Source organism: Curtobacterium sp. VKM Ac-2887 (genome assembly GCF_015350935.1).
Classification (GTDB): domain Bacteria; phylum Actinomycetota; class Actinomycetes; order Actinomycetales; family Microbacteriaceae; genus Curtobacterium.
In genome coordinates this window covers 73,331-96,913 of sequence record NZ_JADKSB010000013.1, presented here as the reverse complement: position 1 = coordinate 96,913, position 23,583 = coordinate 73,331, and the positions used below count along the sequence as shown (strand labels likewise).

Annotated in this window: 28 protein-coding genes and 2 pseudogenes; 17 read left to right on the top strand and 13 right to left on the bottom strand. The window is 71.3% G+C overall.

The annotated features are described in order from the left end of the window. Positions 1–17: 17 nt before the first annotated feature. Complete coding sequence (locus tag ITJ69_RS15095) at positions 18–1,271, top strand: MFS transporter (RefSeq protein ID WP_194673189.1); 1,254 nt, start codon at positions 18–20, stop codon at positions 1,269–1,271. On the opposite strand, the gene ITJ69_RS15090 is transcribed toward ITJ69_RS15095, so the two are convergent. Beyond that, a complete protein-coding gene (locus ITJ69_RS15090) occupies positions 1,177–1,515 on the bottom strand; it encodes a YciI family protein (protein WP_194673188.1) in 339 nt (112 codons plus the stop codon). The genes ITJ69_RS15095 and ITJ69_RS15090 overlap by 95 nt on opposite strands. A gap of 147 nt (positions 1,516–1,662) precedes the next feature. Between ITJ69_RS15090 and ITJ69_RS15085 the strand changes: the two genes are divergently transcribed. From ITJ69_RS15085 to ITJ69_RS15065, 5 genes are all read left to right on the top strand, one after another. Then, positions 1,663–2,337, top strand: a complete 675-nt coding sequence (locus ITJ69_RS15085) for a peroxiredoxin-like family protein (protein WP_123939331.1) — start codon at positions 1,663–1,665, stop codon at positions 2,335–2,337. A 10-nt stretch (positions 2,338–2,347) separates the two neighbouring features. Next, positions 2,348–3,622, top strand: coding sequence for a sensor histidine kinase (locus ITJ69_RS15080; RefSeq protein ID WP_228505808.1), 1,275 nt, complete (start codon positions 2,348–2,350; stop codon positions 3,620–3,622). Next, positions 3,604–4,308 (top strand): response regulator, encoded by a 705-nt coding sequence (locus tag ITJ69_RS15075; RefSeq protein WP_123291748.1) that lies wholly within the window; start codon positions 3,604–3,606, stop codon positions 4,306–4,308. The genes ITJ69_RS15080 and ITJ69_RS15075 overlap by 19 nt, the downstream gene beginning before the upstream one ends. Positions 4,309–4,653: 345 nt before the next feature. Next, a complete protein-coding gene (locus ITJ69_RS15070) occupies positions 4,654–5,535 on the top strand; it encodes an ABC transporter ATP-binding protein (protein WP_123341174.1) in 882 nt (293 codons plus the stop codon). Beyond that, positions 5,532–6,608 carry an ABC transporter permease gene (locus tag ITJ69_RS15065; protein WP_194673187.1) on the top strand — a complete coding sequence of 359 codons (1,077 nt, stop codon included), beginning with the start codon at positions 5,532–5,534 and terminating at the stop codon, positions 6,606–6,608. Before ITJ69_RS15070 ends, ITJ69_RS15065 begins: the two co-directional genes overlap by 4 nt. A gap of 78 nt (positions 6,609–6,686) precedes the next feature. Here the strand turns inward: ITJ69_RS15065 and ITJ69_RS15060 are convergent, their stop codons facing one another. The 3 genes from ITJ69_RS15060 to ITJ69_RS15050 all read right to left on the bottom strand — a co-directional run bounded on the left by ITJ69_RS15060 (position 6,687) and on the right by ITJ69_RS15050 (position 8,653). Further along, positions 6,687–6,917: a helix-turn-helix domain-containing protein gene (locus ITJ69_RS15060; protein WP_123291745.1), complete on the bottom strand. Its 231-nt coding sequence runs from the start codon at positions 6,915–6,917 to the stop codon at positions 6,687–6,689. Further along, positions 6,917–7,528 carry a hypothetical protein gene (locus tag ITJ69_RS15055; RefSeq protein ID WP_134194715.1) on the bottom strand — a complete coding sequence of 204 codons (612 nt, stop codon included), beginning with the start codon at positions 7,526–7,528 and terminating at the stop codon, positions 6,917–6,919. Before ITJ69_RS15055 ends, ITJ69_RS15060 begins: the two co-directional genes overlap by 1 nt. A 93-nt stretch (positions 7,529–7,621) precedes the next feature. Then, complete coding sequence (locus ITJ69_RS15050; RefSeq protein WP_194673186.1) at positions 7,622–8,653, bottom strand: YeiH family protein; 1,032 nt, start codon at positions 8,651–8,653, stop codon at positions 7,622–7,624. 57 nt (positions 8,654–8,710) lie between these two features. On the opposite strand from ITJ69_RS15050, the gene ITJ69_RS15045 reads away from it, so the two are divergent. Together ITJ69_RS15045 and ITJ69_RS15040 are read left to right on the top strand one after the other, a co-directional pair. Further along, positions 8,711–9,394, top strand: coding sequence for a hypothetical protein (locus tag ITJ69_RS15045; RefSeq protein WP_194673185.1), 684 nt, complete (start codon positions 8,711–8,713; stop codon positions 9,392–9,394). Further along, a complete protein-coding gene (locus tag ITJ69_RS15040; protein WP_194673184.1) occupies positions 9,391–10,056 on the top strand; it encodes a hypothetical protein in 666 nt (221 codons plus the stop codon). Before ITJ69_RS15045 ends, ITJ69_RS15040 begins: the two co-directional genes overlap by 4 nt. Here ITJ69_RS15040 and ITJ69_RS15035 read toward each other — a convergent pair. Next, a complete protein-coding gene (locus ITJ69_RS15035; RefSeq protein ID WP_194673183.1) occupies positions 10,047–10,655 on the bottom strand; it encodes an LppP/LprE family lipoprotein in 609 nt (202 codons plus the stop codon). The genes ITJ69_RS15040 and ITJ69_RS15035 overlap by 10 nt on opposite strands. A 64-nt stretch (positions 10,656–10,719) precedes the next feature. Here ITJ69_RS15035 and ITJ69_RS15030 point away from each other — a divergent pair, with 64 nt between their 5' ends. The 4 genes and pseudogenes from ITJ69_RS15030 to ITJ69_RS20535 form a co-directional block, all read left to right on the top strand. Then, positions 10,720–11,550, top strand: coding sequence for an alpha/beta hydrolase (locus ITJ69_RS15030; protein ID WP_194673182.1), 831 nt, complete (start codon positions 10,720–10,722; stop codon positions 11,548–11,550). 146 nt (positions 11,551–11,696) lie between these two features. Further along, the gene (locus tag ITJ69_RS15025) at positions 11,697–12,041 is read left to right on the top strand and encodes a hypothetical protein (protein WP_131846583.1); all 345 of its coding nucleotides are present in this window, start codon (positions 11,697–11,699) and stop codon (positions 12,039–12,041) included. A gap of 48 nt (positions 12,042–12,089) precedes the next feature. Beyond that, positions 12,090–12,209: pseudogene (locus tag ITJ69_RS20540) on the top strand (DivIVA domain-containing protein); the annotation flags it as partial. 39 nt (positions 12,210–12,248) lie between these two features. Next, positions 12,249–12,371: pseudogene (locus ITJ69_RS20535) on the top strand (DivIVA domain-containing protein); the annotation flags it as partial. A gap of 102 nt (positions 12,372–12,473) precedes the next feature. On the opposite strand, the gene ITJ69_RS15015 reads toward ITJ69_RS20535, so the two are convergent. From ITJ69_RS15015 to ITJ69_RS15005, 3 genes are all read right to left on the bottom strand, one after another. Then, positions 12,474–13,625, bottom strand: coding sequence for a Gfo/Idh/MocA family protein (locus ITJ69_RS15015; protein ID WP_194673181.1), 1,152 nt, complete (start codon positions 13,623–13,625; stop codon positions 12,474–12,476). Continuing rightward, positions 13,622–14,455, bottom strand: a complete 834-nt coding sequence (locus tag ITJ69_RS15010) for a sugar phosphate isomerase/epimerase family protein (RefSeq protein ID WP_194673180.1) — start codon at positions 14,453–14,455, stop codon at positions 13,622–13,624. The genes ITJ69_RS15015 and ITJ69_RS15010 overlap by 4 nt, the downstream gene beginning before the upstream one ends. Positions 14,456–14,554: 99 nt before the next feature. Further along, a complete protein-coding gene (locus ITJ69_RS15005) occupies positions 14,555–15,919 on the bottom strand; it encodes an MFS transporter (RefSeq protein ID WP_194673179.1) in 1,365 nt (454 codons plus the stop codon). Between the two features lie 132 nt (positions 15,920–16,051). Here ITJ69_RS15005 and ITJ69_RS15000 point away from each other — a divergent pair, with 132 nt between their 5' ends. Next, on the top strand, positions 16,052–16,636 hold the full coding sequence (locus tag ITJ69_RS15000; protein ID WP_131880330.1) for a TetR/AcrR family transcriptional regulator: 585 nt from the start codon (positions 16,052–16,054) through the stop codon (positions 16,634–16,636). Between the two features lie 132 nt (positions 16,637–16,768). Here the strand turns inward: ITJ69_RS15000 and ITJ69_RS14995 are convergent, their stop codons facing one another. Beyond that, entirely contained in the window at positions 16,769–16,951 is a 183-nt protein-coding gene (locus ITJ69_RS14995; protein ID WP_123291734.1) for a hypothetical protein, read from the bottom strand. Positions 16,952–17,123: 172 nt separating this feature from the next. Here ITJ69_RS14995 and ITJ69_RS14990 point away from each other — a divergent pair, with 172 nt between their 5' ends. The 4 genes from ITJ69_RS14990 to ITJ69_RS14975 all read left to right on the top strand — a co-directional run bounded on the left by ITJ69_RS14990 (position 17,124) and on the right by ITJ69_RS14975 (position 19,778). After that, positions 17,124–17,885, top strand: coding sequence for a LamB/YcsF family protein (locus tag ITJ69_RS14990; protein WP_194673178.1), 762 nt, complete (start codon positions 17,124–17,126; stop codon positions 17,883–17,885). Then, positions 17,882–18,514: a 5-oxoprolinase subunit B family protein gene (locus ITJ69_RS14985; protein ID WP_194673177.1), complete on the top strand. Its 633-nt coding sequence runs from the start codon at positions 17,882–17,884 to the stop codon at positions 18,512–18,514. Before ITJ69_RS14990 ends, ITJ69_RS14985 begins: the two co-directional genes overlap by 4 nt. Next, positions 18,511–19,395 (top strand): biotin-dependent carboxyltransferase family protein, encoded by an 885-nt coding sequence (locus tag ITJ69_RS14980; RefSeq protein ID WP_194673176.1) that lies wholly within the window; start codon positions 18,511–18,513, stop codon positions 19,393–19,395. Before ITJ69_RS14985 ends, ITJ69_RS14980 begins: the two co-directional genes overlap by 4 nt. An 80-nt stretch (positions 19,396–19,475) precedes the next feature. Next, positions 19,476–19,778: a putative quinol monooxygenase gene (locus ITJ69_RS14975; RefSeq protein ID WP_194673175.1), complete on the top strand. Its 303-nt coding sequence runs from the start codon at positions 19,476–19,478 to the stop codon at positions 19,776–19,778. 11 nt (positions 19,779–19,789) lie between these two features. Here ITJ69_RS14975 and ITJ69_RS14970 read toward each other — a convergent pair whose 3' ends face one another. The 4 genes from ITJ69_RS14970 to ITJ69_RS14955 all read right to left on the bottom strand — a co-directional run bounded on the left by ITJ69_RS14970 (position 19,790) and on the right by ITJ69_RS14955 (position 23,515). Further along, complete coding sequence (locus ITJ69_RS14970) at positions 19,790–20,548, bottom strand: glycoside hydrolase family 16 protein (protein ID WP_194673174.1); 759 nt, start codon at positions 20,546–20,548, stop codon at positions 19,790–19,792. A 150-nt stretch (positions 20,549–20,698) separates the two neighbouring features. Continuing rightward, positions 20,699–21,754 carry a DUF2891 family protein gene (locus ITJ69_RS14965; protein ID WP_228505802.1) on the bottom strand — a complete coding sequence of 352 codons (1,056 nt, stop codon included), beginning with the start codon at positions 21,752–21,754 and terminating at the stop codon, positions 20,699–20,701. Beyond that, on the bottom strand, positions 21,741–22,811 hold the full coding sequence (locus ITJ69_RS14960; RefSeq protein ID WP_133937774.1) for a DUF979 domain-containing protein: 1,071 nt from the start codon (positions 22,809–22,811) through the stop codon (positions 21,741–21,743). Before ITJ69_RS14960 ends, ITJ69_RS14965 begins: the two co-directional genes overlap by 14 nt. After that, a complete protein-coding gene (locus tag ITJ69_RS14955; protein WP_194673173.1) occupies positions 22,808–23,515 on the bottom strand; it encodes a DUF969 domain-containing protein in 708 nt (235 codons plus the stop codon). Before ITJ69_RS14955 ends, ITJ69_RS14960 begins: the two co-directional genes overlap by 4 nt. Between the last annotated feature and the right edge of the window lie 68 nt (positions 23,516–23,583).

Here is a 23,583-nt window from a genome sequence, read left to right as displayed (position 1 = left end):
ACCCTAGGCTCTCAAAAGTGAAACGATCGTTTTCGTTACGACAGTGGGTGTTCCTCGGCAGCGGGCTGGCCCTGATCGCCGCGACGTACGGGCTGGTCCGCCTGGCGTTCGGGCTCTTCCTGCCCGACGTCCAACGCGACCTCGGCCTGCGCCCGGACGCCGCCGGGTGGGTCTCCTCGGGGGCCTCTGCGATGTACTGCGTCGGCGCGGTGGTCGGGTTCCTGGTCGCCGCACGCGTCCCCCGGGTGCTCGTCGCCGCAGCCGCCGGAGTCGCCGGGGTCGGTGCGCTCGCGATGGCGGCGGCGCCGGGGCCGTGGTCCTTCGGGATCGCCGCGGTGGTCGCCTCGACCGGGGCCGGGCTCGCCTCACCGGCCCTCGTGCAGCTCGTGTCGCGCGCGGTACCGGGGCCCGTGCAGGGAACTGCGCAGGCGGTCGTCAACTCGGGGACCGGTCCGGGGCTGGTCGCCGCGGGGGCGCTCGCACTCGTGCTCCTGCCCGACTGGCGGACGGCCTGGGCGTGGTCCGGGGTCTTCGCACTCGTCGTCGGCGTCGTGCTGCTGGTGGTGTCCCGTCGGAGCGGGTCCGGCGGTGGCCGACCAGCCGCACCGGGGACGGCGTGGTTCGCGGCGCACCGACGGGTCATCGCGCTCGCGCTGCTCTTCGGTGCCGGATCGGCGGTCGTGTGGACCTACGGCCGCTCCGCGCTGGTCGACGCGGGCGCGCCCGTCGTGGTGTCGGTGTCGGCGTGGATCGCGCTCGGGGTCGGCGGTGCTGCGGTCGCCGTGACAGCTCGGTGGACGAGCGGACTCCGCGCGCGGACGCTCTGGGCGGTGACCGCGGGCGCCGTGGGGGTGGCCGTCGTCACACTCGGTGTCGCGCCGCAGTCCACGGCGGTGGCGATGCTGGCGTGTGCGGTGTTCGGCTGGGGCTACACGGCGGCGACCGGCGCGTTGATCGCCTGGACGACCGAACTCGACGCTGCGCGGTCGTCGGCCGGGACGTCGGCGCTCTTCGTCGCGCTCGTGCTCGGTCAGGCCGTGGGAGCGGAGGCGTCGGGCGCACTCGTCGGCACGGCGGGCTCCGCGGCGACGTTCATGGTCGGGGCGCTCGTCACGGCGGCGAGCGCCGTGCTCGCCGTGGTCGGGAAGCGGAGCGGGCCGGGGAGCGGTGCCCGCGTCACAGCAGCGGACGCAGCTCGATCTTCCGGTTGCACGCCTGCGACGCCTCGTGCGCCACACGGAGCGCCGTCGCGGCATCCGGCAGCTCCATGACCCAGAAGCCCGCGACGAACTCGGCGCTGTCGGCCACCAGTCCGGGCGTGGTGTCCGAACCGCCGCCACGGGCGTCGACGACCGTGCCGTCGGCGGGGGCGGACACCCCGGCGGCGAACACGACGGCGGTGCCCAGGCGTTCGTTCAGGGCATCGACCGCAGTGGCCTCGGCCTGGGTGGCGGACTCCGTGCGACCGGCGGCGTCGGCCTGCCCGTCGTCGATGACGTTGACGAGGAACTGCATGGTGACTCCCCTGCTCGTTGGCGGGAGGATACTCCCCGACCACCCGGTTCCGTGACGCTCCGTGACGAGCGACGGGACCGCGAGCCCCGGGACGTGCCTACGCTCCCTCCGACGGCGACCCGGCCGCCCACGACCACGGAGTACCCGATGCCCCACGACACCATCGCTCGTCGAGTCGACGAGTTCAACGACGGCTTCACCGCGCAGATCGGCCCCGAGCTCAGCGCCGTGTTCGATCGGGAACAGGCCGACCTGCGTGCCGACGGCGTCCCCGACGGTGTCCTCGCCGTCGGGGACGACGCCCCGGACGCTCCACTGCTGGACGCGACGGGCGCCGCCACGTCACTGGGCGCCGCGCGTGGTGACACGCCGACCGTGATCGTGTTCTACCGCGGCGCCTGGTGCCCGTACTGCAACCTCACGCTCCGCACCTACCAGCAGGAGTTGCTCCCCGCGCTGCAGGGACGCGGGGCCCGACTCGTCGCCGTCTCGCCGCAGACCCCCGAGGGCACCGAGCAGTCGATCGCGAACGGCGAGCTGGCATTCCCGGTCCTGTCCGACCCGGAGAACGTGCTCGCCGGTCGGTTCGGCGTCGTCACGGCGCCGAGCACTGAGGCACGAGCAGCCCACACGGAGCTCGGGTTCGACGTCGCCGACAGCAACGCCGACGGAACCGCCGCGATCCCGTTCCCGTCGGTCTTCGTCATCGACGAGCACGGTGTCGTCCGGTTCGTGGACGTGCACGTCGACTACACGACGCGCACCGAGGTCACGACGGTCCTCGCGGCCCTCGACGGCCTGGACGGGGGCGGCACCCGCTAGCGTTTGCTGCATGGGGACGACAGCGGAGTGGTCACGGCTGCCCGTGGGGCGCCGCGAGCACCGCCAGGACGCCGTGCTCGCCCTGGTGCTCGCCGCCGGCCTGACGATCACCACCGTCCTGTACGGGGCGTCCGGCATCTACGGCGACGACCAGGCGGCCTGGTGGGTCTCGGCCCTGATGATCGTCGCGAACGCGGTCCCGATCGCGTTCCGTCGCCGGTTCCCGATGTCCGCTGCAGTGTTGTCCGCGCTGGCGTTCGCGGCCACGCAGCTCCTGCACGTGCCCGAGGTGTTCCTGGTCAACTTCACCCTGTTCATCTCGCTGTACTCCGTCGGTGCATGGTGCGCCGACCGGGTGCGGGCCGAGGTGGTCCGGTGGGTCGTCATCGGCGGGATGTTCGCGTGGCTGTTCCTCGCGATCTCGTTCGGCTGGGCGGTACCGAACGCACTGCCCAACGACGACGGCGCCCTCATCCCGCCGTACATCGCGTACTCGCTGCTGAACATCGTGATCAACGTCATCTACTTCGGCGCCGCCTGGTACGCGGGCAACCGGGCCTGGGCCTCGGCCGTCGCCCGACACCAGCTCGACGAGCGCACCGCGGAGCTGGCAGCCGAACGGGAGCGCAGTGCTGCCCAGGCCGTGACGATCGAGCGGGTCCGGATCGCCCGCGAACTGCACGACGTCGTCGCGCACCACGTGTCCCTGATGGGCGTGCAGGCCGGCGCTGCCCGACGGGTCATCGACCGTGATCCCGCGCAGGCGACGGCATCGCTCGGCGTGGTGGAGGAGAGCGCGCGCACGGCTGTCGAGGAACTCCGGCGGATGCTCGGCACCCTGCGGTCGGCGGACGAACCGGGCACCGGTGACCGCGGTGTCGGGGACGCTCCGAGCACCGAGGGCATCGCACGCATCGTCGAGCTCGCCGAGTCCGCTCGGGTCGCCGGTCACCCGACCGAGTACGTGGTCGTGGGCAACGAGCGTCCCGTGCCGCCGACGGTCGCCGCCGTCGCGTACCGGATCGTGCAGGAGGCCGTGACGAACGTCCTGAAGCACGCTGGGCCCACCGCCCGCGCCGACGTCCGGCTCAGGTACCTCGACGACGGGCTCGAGGTCGAGGTCACCGACGACGGGCACGGCGACCGTGCTGCGCGGAACCCGTCGGGCAGCGGCCTCGGGCACATCGGCATGCGGGAGCGGGTCGCAGCCGTGGACGGACGGATCGAGATCGGGCCACGCGCCCGGGGAGGCTACCTGGTGCGGGCATGGCTGCCGACGACGTGAACGAGACGAACGACCCGAACGGCGCGACCGACCTGACGATCGTGCTCGCAGACGATCAGGAGCTGGTGCGGGCCGGGTTCCGCGTGATCCTGGAGTCCGAGCCGGGGTTCCGGGTGATCGGCGAGGCCCCCGACGGCGCCCGTGCGGTCGAGGCCGTCCGGGCCCTGCGCCCCGACGTGGTCTGCCTCGACGTGCAGATGCCCGGCGTCGACGGACTCGAGGCCGCTCGGCGGATCGCAGCGTTGCCGGACCCGCCGGCGGTGCTCATCCTGACGACGTTCGACAGCGACGACGCACTGTTCCAGGCACTCGAGGCGGGTGCCAGCGGCTTCCTGCTGAAGAACGCCTCCCCCGAACGGCTGATCGACGCCGTCCGGACCGTCGCCGCCGGGGACGCCCTGCTCGCGCCCGACGTCACGCGCCGGGTGATCAGCCGTGCGACCGCCGCACCGGTGGCGAGCGCGCGGACCGCGGACGGCGCGCTGGCAGCCGCCGGACTCACCGAGCGCGAGACCGAAGTGCTCCGGCTGCTCGCCCGGGGCCTCAGCAACGCCGAGATCGCCGCCGAGCTGTACGTCGGTGACGCCACCGTGAAGACCCACGTGTCGAACGTGCTGCAGAAGCTCGCGCTGCGCGACCGCATCCAGGCGGTCGTCTGGGCGTTCGAGCACGGCGTCGCCGGCTGACCGAGGCCGACCGATCCGGCACCGGCAGGACAAGTCCGCACGGTGCCGCGCTCGCACCACGCCCGCACCGTGCGCCCTCGCTCACCCCGTGCGGCGTTGACCGCACCGTGCCCCGCCACGACGACGCACCGAGCAACCAGAGCCCCACCGGCCGAACAACCCAGCACCGTGCCCGCCGCCCGCCGGCCGAACAACCCAGCACCGTGCCCGCCGCCCACCCGCCCCCTCCCCCGCGCGGTGGAGCCGACCACCCGCCCAAGTCCCGCCGGATGGCGGAGGCGCCCCGTGCCTCCCGGCCAATAGCGTCGACGCAGGCGGCGCAGGCCGTCGCGAGAGGGGTACGACATGCTCACCATCGAAGGGGTGACCAAGCACTTCGGCGACCGCCGGGTGCTCGACGACGTGGGGTTCACGGTCGGCAACGGCCGCCTCACCGGGTTCGTCGGCGGCAACGGCGCCGGCAAGACGACCACCATGCGCATCATGCTCGGCGTGCTGCAGGCCGACGCGGGATCCGTCTCGATCGACGGCACCGCGGTCCGGCCCGCCGACCGCCGCCGTTTCGGCTACATGCCCGAGGAACGCGGGCTGTACCCGAAGATGCCGGTGGCCGAGCAGATCACCTACATGGCCCGGTTGCACGGCGTCGACAAGCGCGCGGCGACCACGCGGACCACCGAGCTGCTCGAACGGCTCGAGCTGACCGGCCACGCCGACGACGCCGTCGAGAAGCTGTCGCTCGGCAACCAGCAGCGGGTGCAGATCGCCGCGGCCCTGGCTCACGACCCCGAGGTGCTGGTGCTCGACGAGCCGTTCTCGGGCCTCGACCCGATGGCCGTCGACACGGTGCTGGGCGTCCTGCGCGAGACCGCGGCGCGCGGGGTCCCGGTGCTGTTCTCGAGCCACCAGCTCGACGTCGTCGAACGGCTCTGCGACGACGTCGTCGTGATCGCGGGCGGCACCATCCGCGCCGCCGGCCCGCAGGACGAACTCCGCAAGCAGGCGGGGCCCGCCGCCTGGGAGCTGCTGGTCGACGGCGACGTCGCCTGGCTCCGCGACGAGCCCGGTGTGACGGTCCGCGAGTTCGACGGCGGCTACGCCGTCTTCGAGGCCGACCCGTCCACCGCCCAACACGTCCTGCAGCGGGCCGTCCAGCAGGGCACCGTCGGGTCGTTCGCCCCGCGGGTCCCGCGGCTCAGCGAGGTCTTCCGGGAGGTCATCCGATGAACGACTCCTTCGTGCAGGCCGTGCGGCTCGTCTCCGCACGCGAGATCCAGGCACGCATCCGCAGCAAGGCCTTCGTGGTCTCCGCCCTCATCCTGATCGGCATGGTCGTCGCGTCCATCGTGGTCGGCGGCATCGTCGGCAAGGCCACCGCCGACGACACCACGCCGGTCGCCGTGGTCGACGGTGTCTCGCTGCCCACCACCGCGGGCCTCGACGTCACGGACTCCACCTCGGTGGCGGACGCCGAACGGCTCGTGCAGAACGGCGACGTCGACGCGGCGATCGTGCCGTCCGACGACCCGCTCGGCTACAAGGTCGTCGGCCTCGACGAGGCCCCGACCGACGTCGTCTCCGCGCTGAGCGTCACACCGCGGATCGAACTGCTCGACCCGGACGCGCTGCCCGGCGGACTCGTCTACCTCATCGCCATCGCGTTCGGCGTCGTGTACTTCGCCTCGGCCGTGACCTTCGGCCAGTCCATCGCGCAGAGCGTGGTCGAGGAGAAGTCGACCAGGGTCGTGGAGATCCTGATGTCCGCGATCTCGGCCAGGGCGCTGCTCGCCGGCAAGGTCCTCGGCAACAGCGTGATGGCGTTCGCGCAGATCGTCGCCGTGGCGATCGCCGCGATCGTCACCCTGGCGGTGACCGGACAGGACAACATGTTCTCGATGCTCGGCCCGAGCATCCTGTGGTTCGTCGGGTTCTTCGCCGTCGGCTTCGTGCTCATCGCGTCGCTCTTCGCCGCGGCGGCCGTGCTGGTGTCGCGTCAGGAGGACGTCGGCAGCGTCACCACGCCGGTGATGATGCTCGTGATGATCCCGTACATCCTGATCATCGTCGCGTACAACAACCCGACGGTGCTCGGCATCATGTCGTACGTGCCGTTCAGTGCACCGATCGGCATGCCGATGCGGATCTTCCTCGGCACGGCCGAGTGGTGGGAGCCGATCCTGTCGCTCCTGATCGTGGTCGCCGCGGTGGTCGTGGTCGTCCTGGTGGGCGCCCGCGTCTACGAGAACGCGCTGCTGCGGACGGGCAGTCGCGTGAAGCTGACGGAGGCGCTGCGCGGCTGACGCCGCCGGCCCGGCAGATCGGACGGGAGGCCCGGATCACGTGAGCAGATCGGCTCACGTGATCCGGGCCTCCCGTCGTCAGTCCGCGCGCACCGAGAAAACGTCGCCCGGCTGGCACCCGAGCTCCTGGCAGAGCCGGGTGAGCGTGGAGAACCGGATCGCGCGTGCCCGGTTGTTCTTCAGCACCGACAGGTTCACCACGGTCACCCCGACCCGGTCGGCGAGCTCGGTCAGCGTCATGCCCCGAGCGGCGAGCAGCTCGTCGAGGTGGCAGACGACCGCGTGACCGTCCTCCTGTTCCGGGGGCATCAGACCAGCCCGGACTGGTCGCGCACCATCCGCTGCGAGGCGGTCAGGGCGAACCGGAAGCAGATGACGACGAGCAGGCCGAGGTACACCGGCACGAACTGGTGGTCGACGTCGGGCGTCGGCAGGCGCCCGTCCCAGCCGAGCCCCGACACCACCCAGTTCCACCCCATCCGGCGGACGAACTGGGGCACGAACCCGGCCACCAGCACCGCAGCCGCGAGCCAGTCGAGGATGCGGGTCGTCGACCGGTCGAACAGCCCGCCGCGCGAGATCTTCCACGCCACCGCGGCGACGAGGGCGATGAGCGCACTGACGAACAGGACCTCGAGCGCGTCACCGACCCGGATGTACCCGATCGCCCCGGCCGGCACGTCCGCGATCGGGGCCCGGAGCACGAGGTGTTCGGCGGTGACGGTCGCACCACCGGGCGGCTGCGGGACCTCGCTCGTCGCGGTCATCCGGACGGGCACCGACACCGTCCCGGAGCTGACCGAGCGGACGAGCAGGTCGACGTACCGCCAGACGACGAGCGCGATGCCGATCACGCAGCAGGCGACGTAGGCGAGGTAGGAGTTCCGCCCGCGGGGCGGTTCGTACACGGGTGCGGTCATGGCGTCTTCCCCTGTCGATCATCGATACCATCGAATTTCGATACAACGATAAACGATGGGTCGGATCGGTGCAAGCCCCCGCCCGGCTCCGACCTACAGCAGGCCGAAGACCGCCTGCGCGCCGAGGCTCGTGCCCGCCACGAGCCCCCAGAGCGCGATGCCGAGCAGCATCGGACGGAACCCGGCACGTCGCAGCGCCGCGAAGTCCGTCGAGCAGCCGATCGCCGCGAGCGCCACCGTGATGAGGAACGACGCCGCGGTCGCGAACCCCGGTGCGGCATCAGCCGGCAGCACCCCGACGGTCCGGAGCAGCACCACCACGAGGAACCCGATCAGGAACCACGGGACCAACCGGAACACGCGGAACCCGCTGCGCGACCCCGTGTCGAGCGCGAGCTGCTCGCGGGAAGTGCGTCGGGCCTCCAGTCCGGCCAGCCCGATGACGATCGGGATGATCATCAGGGTCCGCACCAGCTTCACGACGACCGCCGTGTCGGTCGCCTGGCGACCGTAGACCGTCGCGGTGGCGACGACGGACGACGTGTCGTTCACCGCAGTGCCCGCGAACACGCCGAAGGCGTGCTGGCTGAGGCCGAGGGCGTGGCCGAGCAGGGGGAAGGCGAACACCGCGGCGATGTTGCAGAGGAAGATCGTCGACATCGCGTAGGCGACGTCCGCGCTGACCGCACCGATGACGGGCGTGACGGCCGCGATCGCGGACGCACCGCAGATGCCGGTCCCCACGCCGATCAGGGTACGGAGGGCGCTCGACACCCGGAGCAGACGGCCGATCCCCCAGGCGGCACCGAGGCACACCACGAGGGTCGTCAGCATGACCGGCAGGGTCTCGCCGCCGATGCGCAGGACCTCGCCGATCGACAGCTGCGCGCCGAGCAGGACCACCGCGAACTGCAGCACACGACTCGACGAGAACTTCACGCCGGGAGCGAGCACGGCGAGGGTGCCGCCGGTGCGCCGACGGACGAGCCAACCGAGCACCGCGCCGATCAGGACGGCGGGGACGGGTCCGCCCACGACCGGGACGACCGATCCGATCAGGGTCGCGACGAGGCCGATCGCGACGGCGACGGCGACACCGGGTGCGGCGGTGCGGGCGAACTGCATGGGAACAGCATCTCGTGCTCGCGGCCGTCGTGCGGTCCAGCCGGGCAGGATGGTGCGGTGGAGTACTCGGGCGAGCGGTGGGTGCAGCGGCTGCGCGACGGGGAGACCCCGAAGCGGTGGCCGTTCCTCGTCGGCCTCGCGATCGTCACGGTGGCCGGCGGGATCGGGGTGTACTTCTCGGCGACCCACCTCGACGGCATCCTGCACTCGGACGCCCGACGCCCGTTCGCCGTGCCGTTGTTCTCGGTGCTGCTGCTCGGGTTCGGGCCCGTGGCCGCGGTGCTGTCCTGGTTGCGCGGGCGGCGCGACCGCCTGGTGCTGGACCGGATCCGCCGGAACGGGACCACGACGCGCTTCCACCTGCCCGTCCTCCGCTCGGGCCCGTACGCCGCCGACGACTTCCCGGACCCGAGGCCGGAGCTGTGGACGGTCGACGCGGCGGGCCTCCACGCGTGGTCACCCGAGCGCGACGATCCCGTGTTCGACCTGGTGTGGGACGACGTCAGGACGATCGAGCTGGCCTCGACGGACGTCCGCGGACAACGCACCGACACCGGGATCTGGATCGTCACCGAGGCGGTGGGCCGGTTCGTGCTGCTGCCGCGCGCAGTCATCGGGCGGCCGTTCGGCGCGAGCGTGACGAAGATCCACATCCTGATGCAGGTGCTCCGGTCGCTGCGGCGGGAGTTCGATCCGCACCACGACACCGGGCGCTCCGGTCGAGCCCCGGCCGATCGATGACGACACCCGACGAGCAGTGGGTGCAGCGGCTGCGTGACGGCGAGATGCCGAAGCGGTGGCCGGTCCTGCTCGTGGCCGCGGTGACGACGGCCTCGGGGCTCGGCGTGCTCGTCGCCGAGTTCGCGTCGCCGGACTTCCTGCGCGGTCTCGACAGCGCCCGCACACAGGCCAACTTCGTCCTGTGGCCGCTGTTCGTCGCCGGGTTCGGCCTACTGCTGGCGGTGGTGACCTGGAGCGCCGGTCGGACCGATCGCCGCACCCTGGCACGGATCCGGGAACGCCGCGCGCCCCGGTTCCACCTGCCGGTCTCCGCATCGGGGTTGCGGGCGACCGACGACCTGCCGGGCCCCCGACCCGAGATCTGGACCGTCGACGCGTCCGGTCTGCACGCGTGGGCGCCGTCGCGGGCGGAGCCGGTGTTCGACCTGCCCTGGACCCACATCCGGAGGTTCTCCGTCGCCACGAAGGACGCACGCGGACAACGGGTCGACTTCGGCGTCTGGATCAGCACGACGGTCGGCGAGGACGTCGTGGTGGAGCCACGACCAGCGCTCGGACGCGGGTTCGAGGGCGGTCCGGACGAGCTCGCGACGATCGTGCGGGTCCTCCGCGCACTGCGACGCGAGCTCGACCCGCGGGGCGTTGCCGCCGATCAGCCCTGAGCGGGCGGCACCTCGCCGGTCATGTCGACGCGCTCGGTGCCGTCGTTCCAGATGTACGTCGCGGTGGTGCGACCGGAGGCGTCAGCGTTCGCCTCGTTCGCCTTCGCGTACGTGTAGGTGACCTTGATCGAGGCGTCGGCCAACCGCTCGATGGCCGGCTCGAACGCGTACTGCTCGGAGGTCGCGGTGCCGAGGTACCGGCCCTGGTGGAAGAGCAGGATCGCGTACGGCGAGCCAGCGGTGCCGAACTCGGGCGCGACGACGGACCAGGACAGTGAGGCGCAGGCGTCGTAGCCGGTGTAGTCGGCGTTCGCGGCGTCCCACTTGGTGTCCTCGAGGCCGGCGGGCGACGGCAGCGCAGCGATCCCGGCGGCTGCTGCCTCGGAGCCGGTCTCGGGACCACAGGTCGGGGTGGGCGTCGGTGTCTGGCTCGGCGTGCTCGTCGGCGTCGGGGTGGCTGCCGTGTCCGTCGGCGCCGCGGTCACGGTCTCGGTGACGGTCGGGGTCGCGTCGCCACCGTCCCCGCCACCGGAGCAGCCGGTCAGCAGGGCGACCACGGCGGCGCCGGTCAGGATCAGGGCAGTCTTCGAGGTACGCACCACTCCACGGTGCACCGGCGGCGGTGTCGGCGCTCGCATCGTTACCGGCCCGTAGTCTGCTGGCATGCGGGGAGAGGGCATCGGGGCATCGGTGGGGACGGTCGACGTCATGGACGACGTGCTCCCCGGCCCGCACGGACCGGTCCCGATCCGGCGCTACCGACCGAAGGCCCCGGCAGCCGCTCCGACCCTGGTCTGGCTGCACGGGGGCGGGTTCTTCCGGGGCGACCTGGACCTGCCCGAGTCGGACGCCGTGGCCCGGGCACTCAGCGCCCGCGGCATCCCGGTGGTCACCGTCGACTACCGCCTCGGTCCGCTGCCCGGCATGCCCTGGATCGGGCGGACGGGCCCCCGAGCACGCCGACGTGCACCGCATGCACGCGACGAGGTCGTGGCGGTGCTCCACTCGCTCGCAGAAGAGGGTCCGGCCGGTCTGGTGCTGGGTGGCGCGAGCGCTGGAGCGTGTCTCGCCACCACCGTGATCCCGTCCGGCCCCGCGCTGGCCGGCACCGTGCTCGCGTACGGGTTCTTCCACACGCGGATCCCCCGCGACCCAGCGGTGCAGCGTCTCGTGCGCGGGCACCGGCGGATCACGCACGCTCCGCTGTTGCTCGACGCCGCGAACCGCACCTACGCCGGGCCGCTCGGCGCCGGAGCGTTCCCGGCACCGGAGGGCCTCAGCACGTTCCCGCGGACTCTGATGCTCGACGCCGAGCGGGACACGATGCGCGCATCCGGCGACCGGTTCGCACGGCAACTCGGTGCCGCGGGGGTCGATCTCGAACGGCACGTCCTGCCCGACAGCCGGCACGCGTTCCTCAACCGACCGGGCAGCATCGACTTCACGGCTGCCGTCGACCTGATCGCTTCGTGGATGGTCCGTCGGCCCGTATGAACGTTCGAGCGTGTGCGACCGTCGGACATTCCGGTGACGCCACGACGAACCGGACGTATTCTGCTGTCGGAAGCAACGGCGGTTCCGAACACCCTTCGCCACGTTCACCGTCGTGGCGTCCCGCCTCTGTGACGAAGAGTCCTACTGTGACCGAACACCTCATCGAGTACGTCGCCCGTGACCGCACGGGCATCACCGCCGTCGTGACGACCACCAGCGTCATCGACGTCGACACCGTGATCCAGCACATCCGCTCCGGCCACACCGGCTACTACGTGGCTGCCGACTCCTGGAAGCGCACACCGGTCCGGAGCATGTCGTTCATCGGCGGCACCTACCTGTTCGCGAACTGGGACGGCTCGAAGCGGAACATGCTGCACGACCTGGCGTTCCGGTCGCCGACGCGCGCGGTCCCGACCGCGCCGCCGTCCGAGTCCCGCTTCGCGCGGTTCCTCGACGCCGTGTTCGGCCGCCGGCTCCCACTGCGCTGAACTGCCGGTACCGCCGCTGCCCCTGCCCGTTCGCGGGCCCGTGAGAGCATGACGGGCATGCAGAAGGGGGAGCAGATGCTCGCGAAGGACGTGTCCGACAAGCGGTTCCGACCGACGAAGTGGCGGGAGGGCTACGACCAGGGCGAGGTCGATGCGTTCCTCGACCGGATCCAGACCACCCTCGCCGGGTACGAGCAGGGGCGGCCGGTGGATCCGCTCACACCGGAGCAGGTGTCCGCCGCCCGGTTCCAGCCCACGAAGTTCCGCGAGGGCTACGACCAGGACCAGGTCGACGACTTCCTCGACGAGGTCGTCGTCGCCCTCCGCCAACACGCGGTGCGCTGAGACCGACACCGACGCAGAACGACATCCCCGTCGTCGTGCGACAACGGGGATGTCGTTCCGGGTCGATCCCGGCAGTCGATCCAGCCCTCAGACCTGCGCGCCCTCCAGCGTCGCCGCGAGCGGGTCGAAGCCCTCGGGCAGCGACGCGATCGGCGCGACGGTCGACTCGACCTCGATGAACGAGCGGGCGGCGATGGACTCCTCGACCGCGACCATGGTGTCGAGCACGTGGTAGCCGACCTCGCCGGTCGCGATGTGCGAGCCGCCGCCACGGATGGCCCGCGCCATGTCGAGCACGCCGAGGCCTCGTCCGACGGTGGGCTCCTCGTCGAGCAGCACGTCCCACTCCTGCGAGAAGGGGAACGTCGCGTCCGCGGTCAGCGGTCGCGCGACCCGGATCGGGTGCCCGCCACCGAACGTGTTCGGGTCGGGCAGGACGATCGTGCCCTCGGTCCCGTTGACCTCGAACACGCCGTGCCGGAACAGCGGGGTGTCGAACGACAGCAGCGACTGTGCGTTGCCGCCCTGCTCGAACGAGGTCAGGACGGAGACGTGGGTCGGCACCTCGACGGGGAACGAGTCGCCCGCGTTCGGTCCGACGACCAGCTGCCGCGTCGACCGCGACTGAGAACCCGTCGCGACGACGGAGTCGATCGGTCCGAGCAGGTGCACGAGCGCCGTGAAGTAGTACGGGCCGATGTCGAACAGCGGGCCCGCGCCCTTGGCGTAGAGGAACGACGCGTTCGGGTGGAACACGTCCGGCCCCTGCCACTGCATGCTCGTGACCGCGGTGAGCGGGGTACCGATCGCACCGGCCTCGATCGCACGCTTGGCGGTCTGCCACCCCGGACCGAGCACGGTGTCCGGCGCGATGCCGAGCTTCAGCCCGAGGGAGTCGGCGAGTTCGACGAGCGACGCGGCCGAGGCACGGTCCACGCCGATCGGCTTCTCGCTCCACACGTGCTTGCCGGCACGCAGTGCGTCCATCGAGACGGCGACGTGCGTGGCGGGGAGCGTCAGGTTGATGACGATCTCGACGTCGGGATCGGCGAGCACGGATGCGCCGTCGCCCGAGGCCGCAACACCCCACTTCGAAGCCGACGCCGCGGCGCGCTCCGTGTCGATGTCGCCGATCCGGACGACCTCGACGTCGGGGAACGTCGTGAGGTTCGCCAGGTACTGCTCGCTGATCATGCCGGCGCCGATGAAGCCGATGCCGACGCGTCCGGTGCGGGTCATGCGGACACCTCCGATGCGGACGACGAACCGGCCGGCGCGAGCTGCGCCGCGAGCCACTCGTACGACTGCTGCACACCGTCGAAGACGTCCCCGTCGAACCCGTCGAACTCGATCACGGCGTACTCGAGCGCCGTCGCCGCACGGAGGGCCTCGGCGAGCCGGACGTCGCCCTGGCCGGCCGGGGTCTGGTCGGTGGGGATCGTCGCGGTGGAGATGTCGTCGCGCATCGGACCGTCCTTGACGTGCACGGCGACGATGCGGTCGCCGAGCTCCTCGATGAACGCGACGACGTCGATGCCCGCAGCCGATGCCCAGTACAGGTCGAGCTCGAGCACCACGGCCGGGTCGAGCAGCGACGCGAGCACCTGCAGCGCGGGCTGCCCGTCGATCTGCGGCCGGAGCTCGTGGTCGTGGTTGTGGTATCCGACGCGCAGACCGTGCTCGGCGGCCTCGACGGCGGCGGCGTTCAGTCGTGCGGCGACACGCTCGACGCCCTCGCGGGTCGTCCACGCGTCTGGCCCGACGAACGGGTCGATGACGATCTCGAGGCCGAGTTCCTTCGCCGCGGCGAAGGTGTCGGCATGCGACGGAGCGGTCATCACGGTGCCGTCGGGCAGCGGGATGGTCTCCTCGACCAGGAACGCGTGGCCGGTCTTCGCGGTGATGCCGTGGGCGTCGAACGCGGACTTGAGCTGCGCTGCTCGGTCCACGAACGCGAACGCTTCGACGGTGTCGAAGCCGATCTCGGCCAGGCGGTGGACGCCGCCGTCGAGGTCGGGCTCCAGCGCGGCGTTCACCGTGTAGAGCTGCAGGGAGATGGCGGGAGCCATGTCGGGTCCTTTCCGGGGGTGGTACAGGTGACTGCCTGGAGGCGCGACTCGCGTTGCGGACGCGAGTCGCGCCTCCAGGCCGCTGGTTTGGTGCGGTGCCTACCGGACCGACTTGATCGGCAGGATGACGAGGGCGCCGAGGATGACGGCGACGCCGGCACCCCAGAGCATGAGCGTGTAGTTCTGACCACCGCCGATGCCGAGCAGGAACAGGCCGACGGCCGGAGCGAGCGACTGCGGCAGCGCGTTCGCGATGTTGATGACGCCGAGGTCCTTGCCGGGGCGTTCCGGGTCGGGCAGCACGTCGACGATCAGGGCGGTGTCGATGGCAGCGTAGATGCCGAAGGCGAAGCCGAGGACGATCTCGGCGAAGTAGAAGCCGCCGACGGTGTCGACGTGGGCCAGGATCACGAGGCCGACCGCGGTCAGCGCAGTGGAGCCCCAGACGAACACCTTGCGGCGCTGGACGCGGTCCGACACCCAGCCGGAGACGGCGGCGCTGACGAGCAGGGCGACCGTGTACAGCAGGACACCGAACGCGACGACCCCGACGGCCTCGGCCTGCGGCAGACCGATGCGGTCCTGCATGTAGAGCAGGCGGTACGTCGTGAACATGAACGTGCCGAAGGTGATGAGGAAGCGACCCCACCAGGCGAGTCCGAAGTCCGGGTGCTTGATCGGGTTGGTCCAGAACGAGCTGATCAGGTTGATCCAGCTGAACGGCTTGACCGGCGTCGTCGGCAGGTCGTCGCGGGCCACGAAGCAGTAGACGAGGATCGCGATGATCGCCAGGACGCCCGGGGCGATGAAGAGGACCGGCAGGTTCCCGACCAGGTAAACGGCCAGGTACAGGCCGGCGAGGATGGCGATGTTCTGCGCGAGGGCGATGACGCTCGAGGCCTTGCCGCGCTGGAACTCCGGCACGTTGTCGGCGAAGCTCGCGGTCAGCGTCGCGAGGACGGCGTTCGCCGTGACCTGCGCGAGGACCCAGGCCAGCGTGAGCTGCAGGACGTTCGGCGAGAAGGCGAGCCAGGCGAGCGAACCGACGAAGACGATGACGCCGCCGAGCATCCACGGGCGTCGGCGTCCCCACCGGCTGCGCGTGCGGTCGGAGATCGCGCCGAACAGCGGGTTGGCGAACAGCGCGCCGAGGGCGCCGAACGGCAGGACGGAGCCGACCACGGTCTCGGGGCTCGAGGGGTTGAGCTCGGTCGCCTTGATCGACATGCTCACGAAGACCGGCGTGAGCAGGGCGACGAACAGGCCGAACTGGGCGAAGCTGAGGCCCCAGAGGTAGCCGCGGCCCACACGCATCGTGCTGACGGACTGCGTGATCCCCTCGACCGAGAACGCTCGGGGCGCCGCGGCGTCCGAGGCGGTGGCACCGGCGGCTGCGGTGACCGCTGGTGATGCGGTCCCGGCGATGCCGCGGGTGGGTTCTTCCTTCGACGTCGGTGTCGACATGACTCCTCCTCGAGTCATAGGGGGCTTCGGGGCCCTCGAATACCTAGTGCTGCTAGGTGATCGGGACTGTAGCACCGGAAACCTCCGACCGGAAGTTTTTGTCCCGATTGTTGCGCCGGTACATTGGCACGCGTGACCTCCAACGATGGAATCGGCACCAGGGGCCCCTACGCCAAGGGCGTGCAGCGTCGGCGGGAGATCCTCGACCAGACGCTCGACGTCGTCGCCTCGCGCGGGATCGACGGCACCTCGCTGCGCGCCATCGGCGATGCGATCGGGGTCTCGCACGCGGCACTGAAGCACTACTTCTCATCACGCGAAGCGCTGCTGGTCGAGGTCCTGCGGGAGCGCGATGCCGCCTCGGACCGGGCACTCGGCGACACGGCCGGGGTCTTCACCCGACTGGCCTTCGTCGCCGACCGGAACGTCAGCGAGCCGGCACTCGTGACGCTCTACACGACCCTCCTCGGGGCGTCGGTGGAGTCCGGCAACGAGACGGCGCGGGAGTTCTTCGCCGCACGGTTCGACGAGGCACGGGGGAACCTGGTCGCCCAGCTGCACGACGAGCTCGTGGCGTCGGGGCGGCACTCGGACGCCGACCTCGAGCAGGTGGCGTCGCTCATCATCGCGGCGTTCGACGGGCTGCAGGTGCAGTGGCTGCTGGACCGGAACGTGGACATCGCGGGGACGCTGCGGTTGCTGGAGCGGGTGTTGTAGGGGGCTTTCGGGCGGTCGCGGGTCGACTCGGAACGACACCGGGTCGACTCTGAACGACACCGGGTCGACTCGGAACGACGTCCCCGTCGTCGTGCGACAACGAGGACGTCGTTCCGAGTCGACGAACGACCCCTACTCCTCGCCGTCCTCTTCCGGGTTGAAGTGCGAGTCGTCCCCGACGTGCCCAGCGGCGAGGCCGTCCGGGTCGTTGGGGATGGTGTTGTCGTCGCCGAGCCCGCCCGGCTTCTCGATGCCCTCGGAGTCGTTCACGGGGGCCTTGGCGTCGTCGTCGTGCGTGTTGCTGCTGTCGGTCATGGTCTGCTCCAGTGCAGTGGTCGAACCGAGGGCGACGCCCCCGGCAGGTGCTGACCTCGGACGCTACGTGCCGCTGCTCGGAATCCACCCACCAGCCGCGTGCCCCGATCGGTCGACAGCGGAGTCGCCGCTCGGTAGATTGTTCAACAACCCGCGACGACAGGGAGTCCCCGTGACGACGATCGACCTGAACAGCGACCTCGGCGAGGGGTTCGGCGCCTGGACGATGGGCGACGACGCCGCGATGCTCGACGTCGTGTCGAGCGCCAACATCGCCTGCGGATTCCACGCCGGCGACCCGACGATCATGCTCGCCACCGCCCGCGCTGCGGCCGAGCGCGGGGTCGCCGTCGGTGCGCACGTCGCCTACCGCGACCTCGCCGGCTTCGGCCGCCGTCCGGTGCACGTCACGCCGGACGAACTCCACGCCGACGTCGTGCACCAGCTCGGTGCGATGACCGCCACCGCCCGGGTCGCCGGCACCGCCGTCACCTACGTCAAGCCCCACGGCACCCTGTACAACACGGCGTGCGCCGACCCGGTCCAGGCCGAGGCCGTGGTCCGGGCGATCGCCGACGTCGACAGCTCGCTCGCGGTGCTCGCGCTGCCGGGTTCCGAACTCCTGCTCGCTGCCGAACGCCACGGGCTGCGCGCGGTCGCGGAGTCCTTCGCCGACCGCGCCTACGAACCCGACGGCTCCCTGGTATCCCGCAGCACGCCGGGTTCGGTGCTGCACGATCCGGACGAGGTCGCGGCTCGCGTCCTCCGTATGGTCACCGACGGGGTCGCGACCGCCGTCGACGGCTCCGAGCTGCGGGTCAGTGCCGACTCGGTCTGCGTCCACGGCGACTCCCCCGGTGCCGTCGCGATGGCCCGCGCGATCCGATCACTGCTGACCGAGCACGGCGTCGCGATCGCGCCGTTCGCACCGTGACCGTCCTCGACCTCCGGCCCGCTGGGCGCACCGCCTTGCTCGCCACCTTCGACTCCCTGCCGCAGGTCGTCGCGTTCCGCGCCGGGCTGACCGCGGCTCGACTGCCCGGCCTCACCGAGGTCGTGTCCGGCGCGCGGACACTGCTGCTCCGCTACGACCCGGCGACGACCGACGCCGCGAGACTCCGCAGTGCACTCGAACGGGTCGTCCCGTCCGCCGACGCCGATGCGGCGAGCGCCACGGACCCGCTCGTCATCCCGGTGGTCTACGACGGCGAGGACCTCGACCAGGTCGTCGCCCTGACGGGCATGCGCCGCGACCGCGTGATCGCGTGGCACACCGGCCAGCTCTGGACGAGCGCGTTCTGCGGCTTCGCCCCGGGCTTCAGCTACCTCACCGGCACCGAGCCGTCACTCGACCTGCCTCGCCGGAGCACGTCGCGCACCGCCGTGCCGAGCGGTGCCGTCGCACTGGCGGGCGAGTTCAGTGCCGTCTACCCCCGCGCCTCCCCTGGCGGCTGGCAGCTCATCGGCCGCACCGACGTGCCGATGTGGTCGCTCGACCGGGAACCGCCGGCGCTGGCACCCGCTGGCACACGGGTCCGGTTCGTCGACGCGGGTGTGGCATGAGCGCGCTGACCGTCCTGCAGGTCGGCTACGGCGCGGCAACGCAGGACCTGGGCCGCCCCGGCTTCAGTGACATGGGCCTCGGCGCGGCGGGCGCCGCCGACCGCGGGTCCGCAGCGCTGGCCAACCGGCTGGTCGGCAACCGTCCCGATGCGGCCGTCCTGGAGGCCCTGCTCGGCTCCGTCACGCTGCGGACCGACGCGTACGTGGCCGTCGCCACCGCCGGGGCCGCCTGCCCGGTCGAGATCGAGCGAGCGGACGGCCGGGTCCGCGGTGCGGCCTCGCACGAGGTCCTGATGCTCGCACCGGGTGACACGCTCCGGATCGGTACGGCCACCGCCGGGCTGCGCTCCTACATCGCGGTCCTCGGCGGGTTCGCGGTCGAGCCCGTACTGGGCAGTCGCTCGTGGGACTCGCTCGCACGCCTCGGGCCTCCGCCGTCGTCGCCGGGTGACGTCCTGCCGATCGGCGACGCGCGCGCTTCGTGGCCGATCGTCGACGCCGTGCCGCAACCCGACGAGCACTGGCCGGACGACCCGGTCGTCCTCGACGTCACCGCGGGCCCCCGCGACGACTGGTTCACGCCGGACTGGCGCGACACCCTGACCCGTCAGGACTTCACCGTCGGGTCGGACAGCGACCGCGTGGGGGTCCGCACCACGGCTCCGCAGCCACTCGTCCGCGCCGTGACGCACGAGCTGCCGAGCGAAGGGGTGGAGACCGGTTCGCTGCAGGTCCCGCCGGAGGGCTTCCCGGTGCTGTTCCTCGCCGACCACCCGGTGACCGGTGGCTACCCCGTCGTGGCGGTCCTCACGCCGGAGTCGGTCGACCGTGCCGCGCAGCTCCGCCCGGGCGACACCATCCGCTTCCGGTTCGTCCACTGACGACCGGCTCGCTGACCGATCCGGAACAGGTCGGCGCCGCTGCGGGTTGAGTCGGACACTGCCGACGAAAGGTGCACCACATGTCGATCACCGTCCTGCTCGAGGTCCAGTTCCGGAGCGACGTCCCCGCCGACACCGTCGAGGCGGCGATCCGCGAGACGCTCGCGCAGACCCGCGCGTTCGACGGCTGCGAGTCCCTCGAGGTGCTGGTCGACGACGCCGACCCGACGCGCATGGTCGTCGTCGAGTCCTGGACGAGCGGGGCCACCCACGACGCCTACGAGGCATGGCGGGCGACCCCGGACGGTGCCGCAGCGATCGGACCGATCGTCGCCGCTCCGCCCGTCGCGCGGACGTTCGCACGGACGATCGCGATCAGCTGACCTGCTGTGGGTCAGCCCGTGTACTCGTAGGTGCTGACCCAGTCGATGTCGAGGTGCCCGGCGGCACCCCAGTTGCCGACCTGGAACATGTACCGGTGCGCGGTCTTCGGCACGTTCGACGTGACCGTCTTGATGACCTTGCCGTCGAGCAGGTACTGCACCGACTTGCCGGGGATCCACTCGACCGAGTAGACGTGCCAGCTACGCCAGGTCACCCCGGTGCTCATGCTCGTCGAGTTCGCTTCCTGTCCGGCGACCATCGAGTGGTGGTGGAGCATCGGCGACCCCTCGAAGTTCGCCTCCGGGTAGTCGATCTCGCCGTCCGACCAGACGTTCGACGACGGCCACAGCATGAACGCTGCACCGTTCCCGTCGCCGCCGGTGGCCTTCGCTCGGACGCTGAACTTGCCGCCCACGTGCGACCACGCGCCGTTCGGGGTCCCGAAGGTCCCCGCGGCTCCGTGCTTGCCGTCGAGCGTGACGTCCATGTAGCCGTTGCGGGCACTGACCTGCGAGCCCGAGTAGTACGTGCTGCCCGTCCCGTCCGGGTAGGGCTGCCACGAGTTCGCGTAGGTCTTCGCGAACTGGCCGTTCGCCGAGGCCGTCGTGCTGAAGTTCTCGACGAAGGTCTGCTTGAACTTGCCGACGTTGCCGACCGGGGCGGTGACCCCCGCGTAGGCAACGGTTCCCGCTCCGAGCGGTGCCGCCACGACGACGGCTCCGATGAGTGCGGCGATGAGTGCTGTCCGCCTGATCCTGCGGTGCTGCATGTGTCACTCCCTGGTGTGACTGGTGGCACCCGTTCCCCTCGGGCACCCAGCCGGATCTCGGCTGCGCACCGAGGGTAGGTGCATTCTGCAACCGATGCAGGGGGTTGACAGCAGCACGCCGGACCGGCGACCATGCCCCTCGTTCGAGGGTCAGCGTGCGGCGTGCTCGCGTGCTTCCATGGCGTCCCAGGCGAAGCTCGCGAGCCAGTGCGTGGAGTAGTACTCCTCGCCGACGCTGGCGGCCAGACCCGAGGCCAGCAGCCGGTCCGCCGCCTCGTCGAGCAGGCTCGCGAGCCCGTCGTCGTCGAGCTCACCGGCGCGCAGGGCGTCCGCGATGCGCCGGGCCGATCCCGCTCGCGACAGGTCGAGCCCGAACAGGTGCACCTGCTGCGGGTCGTTCTCGTCACGGACCGCCGTCGACTGCAGGATCGCGTCGCCCGACCGCACCTGGGCGAAGAAGCCGTCCGACCACGTCGCGAACTCGGCCGGGGTCAGCACGGCCCGCATCAGGTCGGCCTCGGCCAGACCGGCGGACAGGAAGTCGTGTCCGCTGCGCTCCCAGGCGAACGGCCACCCGGCGTCCTCGCCGAACCACTCGCGCGCCGCCTGCTCCACCGTCGCGGCGAGCTCGTCGCGGCCGAGCGACCGTGCGGCCTCGAGCACGAGCAGCAGCCCGAACGCCGAGTTCGAGTGCACCCCGTGCCGCACCGGGTGGGCAGCGCCGTCGACCCAGCGGGTGACGAGGTCCTCGAGCACGTCGACGACGGGCGCGAACCCGGGGGCGAGCTGCCGGATGGCCGGCACCTCGGACGCGGAGACCTCGGCGGCGAGCTTCGCGAGCCAGGCCCACCCGTAGGGGCGCTCGTAGTGCGGCGTCGTGTGGAAGTAGGCGGCTTCCGTGGCCAGGTGATCCGCACTCAGGTGGGCCTGCAGGATCGTGGTGAGCCGGGCCTCCAGGTCGGCCGGCAGGCTGTGCGCGACCAGACGCGCTGCGAGCCAGTGCATGTGCACGGACGAGTGCCAGTCGTACGACGTGGCGAAGGCGGGGTGCAGCTCGACCGGCAGCGCCCGGTCGTCCGGGCCGGACGTCGTGTGGTGCGCCGCGTACGGGTACTCGCGGGTGGTGTTCTCGGCGACGACGGACGCGAAGCGGTCGGCCCACGCGGCGCGGGTCAGGTCGAGCGGGGCAGCATCAGAAAGCGACAAGGTACATGACTCCCATGTTGACGACGAGCAGGATGGCGGCGGTCGGGATCTGCGCCTTGATCGGACCGTACTTGTCCCGCATCTCGAGCAGGGCAGCCGGCACCAGGTTGAAGTTCGCGGCCATCGGCGTGACGAGCGTGCCGCAGAACCCGGCGAGCATGCCGATGGCGAAGATCGCGGCGGGGTTGCCGTCGAAGCCCTGCACCAGGACGGGCCAGCCGATCGCGGCCGTCATGATCGGGAAGGCGGCGAACGCGTTGCCCATGATGATCGTGAAGAGCGCCATGCCGAGGCAGTAGACGACCACCGCGGCGATCAGCGACCCGCCGGGCAGGATCGACTTGATGATCGTGCCGACGGCGTCGCCGACCCCGGCCTGGGTGAAGACGATGCCGAGGGTGGAGAGCATCTGCGGCAGCAGCGCCGCCCACCCGATGGCCTGCAGCAGACGGCCGCCCTCACGGATGGGCGTGGCGATCCTCGGCGGGCGCAGGACGAACACCGCGACGACCACGGCCAGCACCGAGCCGATGCCCAGGCCGGTCAGGGTCGCGCTGCCCTCGGCGAGCAGGGGCGTACCGCCGATCGAGACGAGTGGACCGAGCGTCGCCACGAGGACGGCGACCACGGGCACGACGAGCGCCGGGATGAAGAGCTTGTTGCCGAACCGGGTGGCGAACGCCGCACGCTCGTCCGGGCTGGTCGTCGCGAGGACGCTCGTGCTGGCGGACGGCTTCGTGGCCGCAGCGGTGGGTTCGGCCGGGCCGGTCTCCGCCCCCGTTCCGGCACCCGGGATGCTGGCGACGCGCGTGCGACTGGTGGTCCCGGTGAACCCGAGTCCGGCGAGCGCGACCATCACGAGGACGGCGATGCCGAGCACCCACGACGGCGCGGTCTTCGCGGCGACGAAGGTGCCGTAGAAGAACGAGACCCCGAGGATCCCCCAGAACGCCGCGTTGCCGAGTCGCTTCGCGTGCGAGGTGTCCGTGACGATGAGGACCGCGACCGCGATGAAGAACGCACCGATGAGCCAGTAGAGCCATTCGCTGGTGATCACGCTGCGGCTCCCTGCGTCGGGGCGTCGACGCGTGCGTCGGCGGCCATCTTGTCGAGCGTGCGGTCGAACAGCAGCAGCCGCGTGCCGTGGACCAGGAGCGCGGCGATGCCGGTCGGGATCGCCCACAGCGCCAGGTCGATGGGTTCGAGCGACAGACCGTAGGTGGCGTCGACGAAGGTCGTGATGAGCAGGATCGAGCCGACGGCGACGAAGACGTCCTCGCCGAAGAAGACCCCGACGGTGTCCGACGACGCCGAGTAGCCCTTGATCTTCTCGCGCATCCGCTCGTCGATCCGGCCGTACTTCTTGATCGCCGCCCCTTCGGCCATCGGGTGCACGAGGGGCCGCACGGTCTGCGCCGGCCCGCCGATGCTGGTGAGGCCGACCGCGGCCGTGACCTGCCGGATGACCAGGTACCCGGCCAGCAGACGACCCGTCGTGAGCTTGTCGAGCTTCGCGATCAGGCGCTTGGCCTGGTCCTGCAGCCCGTAGCGCTCGATCAGGCCGATGACCGGCAGGACGAGCGCGAAGGTCGTGACGGACCGGCTCGACGCGAAGCCGTCGCCGAAGGCGGTGAGGATGCCGACGGGACCGATCCCGCCGATGGCCGCGGTGACGATGCCCGCGACGGTCACGACGAGCAGCGCGTTGATGCGCAACGCGAACCCGATGATGACGACGGCGACGCCGATGAGGACGAACATGCGGGACAGTCTGGACCGCATTGTTCAACAATCGCAAGGGGGTGTTCTGCTCTGTAACACGACGGTCA

What these genes read in the sequence shown, in the direction of transcription:
- ITJ69_RS14980 (WP_194673176.1), top strand. Translation starts at nt 18,511, where the DNA reads ATGAGCGCGCTGACCGTCCTGCAGGTCGGCTACGGCGCGGCAACGCAG.
- ITJ69_RS15065 (WP_194673187.1), top strand. Translation starts at nt 5,532, where the DNA reads ATGAACGACTCCTTCGTGCAGGCCGTGCGGCTCGTCTCCGCACGCGAG.
- ITJ69_RS15055 (WP_134194715.1), bottom strand. Translation starts at nt 7,528, where the DNA reads ATGACCGCACCCGTGTACGAACCGCCCCGCGGGCGGAACTCCTACCTC.
- ITJ69_RS15050 (WP_194673186.1), bottom strand. Translation starts at nt 8,653, where the DNA reads ATGCAGTTCGCCCGCACCGCCGCACCCGGTGTCGCCGTCGCCGTCGCG.
- ITJ69_RS15085 (WP_123939331.1), top strand. Translation starts at nt 1,663, where the DNA reads ATGCCCCACGACACCATCGCTCGTCGAGTCGACGAGTTCAACGACGGC.
- ITJ69_RS15005 (WP_194673179.1), bottom strand. Translation starts at nt 15,919, where the DNA reads ATGTCGACACCGACGTCGAAGGAAGAACCCACCCGCGGCATCGCCGGG.
- ITJ69_RS14955 (WP_194673173.1), bottom strand. Translation starts at nt 23,515, where the DNA reads ATGTTCGTCCTCATCGGCGTCGCCGTCGTCATCATCGGGTTCGCGTTG.
- ITJ69_RS15075 (WP_123291748.1), top strand. Translation starts at nt 3,604, where the DNA reads ATGGCTGCCGACGACGTGAACGAGACGAACGACCCGAACGGCGCGACC.
- ITJ69_RS14975 (WP_194673175.1), top strand. Translation starts at nt 19,476, where the DNA reads ATGTCGATCACCGTCCTGCTCGAGGTCCAGTTCCGGAGCGACGTCCCC.
- ITJ69_RS15090 (WP_194673188.1), bottom strand. Translation starts at nt 1,515, where the DNA reads ATGCAGTTCCTCGTCAACGTCATCGACGACGGGCAGGCCGACGCCGCC.
- ITJ69_RS15070 (WP_123341174.1), top strand. Translation starts at nt 4,654, where the DNA reads ATGCTCACCATCGAAGGGGTGACCAAGCACTTCGGCGACCGCCGGGTG.
- ITJ69_RS15060 (WP_123291745.1), bottom strand. Translation starts at nt 6,917, where the DNA reads ATGCCCCCGGAACAGGAGGACGGTCACGCGGTCGTCTGCCACCTCGAC.
- ITJ69_RS15010 (WP_194673180.1), bottom strand. Translation starts at nt 14,455, where the DNA reads ATGGCTCCCGCCATCTCCCTGCAGCTCTACACGGTGAACGCCGCGCTG.
- ITJ69_RS14995 (WP_123291734.1), bottom strand. Translation starts at nt 16,951, where the DNA reads ATGACCGACAGCAGCAACACGCACGACGACGACGCCAAGGCCCCCGTG.
- ITJ69_RS15080 (WP_228505808.1), top strand. Translation starts at nt 2,348, where the DNA reads ATGGGGACGACAGCGGAGTGGTCACGGCTGCCCGTGGGGCGCCGCGAG.
- ITJ69_RS15030 (WP_194673182.1), top strand. Translation starts at nt 10,720, where the DNA reads ATGCGGGGAGAGGGCATCGGGGCATCGGTGGGGACGGTCGACGTCATG.
- ITJ69_RS15015 (WP_194673181.1), bottom strand. Translation starts at nt 13,625, where the DNA reads ATGACCCGCACCGGACGCGTCGGCATCGGCTTCATCGGCGCCGGCATG.
- ITJ69_RS15040 (WP_194673184.1), top strand. Translation starts at nt 9,391, where the DNA reads ATGACGACACCCGACGAGCAGTGGGTGCAGCGGCTGCGTGACGGCGAG.
- ITJ69_RS14970 (WP_194673174.1), bottom strand. Translation starts at nt 20,548, where the DNA reads ATGCAGCACCGCAGGATCAGGCGGACAGCACTCATCGCCGCACTCATC.